This window comes from Mesorhizobium sp. f-mel (genome assembly GCF_053850215.1).
Window position 1 is genome coordinate 1 of the sequence record NZ_JBSPTO010000078.1, and the last position, 1,046, is coordinate 1,046.

The following is a 1,046-nucleotide window of genomic DNA, read 5'->3' on the forward strand; positions in this document are numbered from 1 at the left end:
TAGAGCGCTTCGCCTTTTGACTGAATCTGGATTCCCAAGTTTGCGCAAATCAGATTCGATGTCCTGACCGTCTGGAGGTCGGGAGATGACGAAACCTTATTCCATGGATCTGCGCGAGCGGGCGATGGCTCGGCTTGAGGCGGGGGAGACGAGCTACGAAGTGGCTGCGACGTTGAAGGTCGCGGTTTCGAGCGTGATCAAGTGGGCGGCGCGCAAGCGCCGTTTGGGCAGCGTGGCGCCCGGCAAGATGGGCGGCCACCGGCCGTATCTGATCAGCGGCGGGCATCGGTTGTTCGTGCTGGGTGAAGTCGAACGCGACCCGAATGTGACGCTGCATGAGCTGGCGGCCGCGCTTGCCGAGCGTGGCTTGCATGTCCATCCCGCGAGTGTCGGGCGCTTCCTGCGTCGCGAGGGCAGGAGCTTCAAAAAAAACCGTTCTGCCGGCCGAGCAGCTCAGGCCGAAGCTGGCGCGCAGACGCGCGCAGTGGACCCGCTATCAGACCCGCATTGATCCAACACGCCTAGTCTTCATCGACGAGACCTGGGTCAAGACCAATATGGCGCCGCTGCGTGGCTGGAGCGAGCGCGGCAAGCGACTTGTCGCCCACGCGCCCTATGGCCATTGGAAAACCATGACCTTCATCGCCGCCCTGCGGCACGATCGCGTCGAGGCGCCTTGGGTCCTCAATGGGCCCATCAATGGCGAAGCCTTCCGCCTCTACGTCGAAACGCAACTCATCAAAGCCTTGAAGCCGGGCGACATCGTCGTGCTCGACAATCTCGGCTCCCACAAGGGCGCTGCCGTCCGCGACATCGTTAGGGCCGCCGGCGCAAGGCTGTTCTTCCTGCCGCCCTACAGCCCCGATCTCAATCCGATCGAGCAGCTGTTCGCCAAGCTCAAGCACTTCATGCGCCGCGCCGCCAGACGAAGTGTCGAAGCCGTCCACAACGCCATCGCCGCAACCCTGAATGCCGTCACCCCACTGGAATGCCGAAACTACATCGAAAACGCCGGATACAAGTCAACCTAAATGCGAAAGGCTCTA

1 protein-coding gene is annotated in these 1,046 nt (G+C 62.1%); it reads left to right on the top strand.

All coding sequences use genetic code 11. From position 1 onward, the window contains the following. Positions 1-85: 85 nt before the first annotated feature. Positions 86-1,031 (top strand): IS630 family transposase gene (locus ACWUKX_RS30950; RefSeq protein ID WP_156941708.1). Its coding sequence is split into 2 segments (ribosomal slippage): positions 86-424 and positions 426-1,031, totalling 945 coding nucleotides; the frame shifts between segments, so codons are not numbered across the junction. The last annotated feature ends 15 nt before the right edge of the window (positions 1,032-1,046 follow it).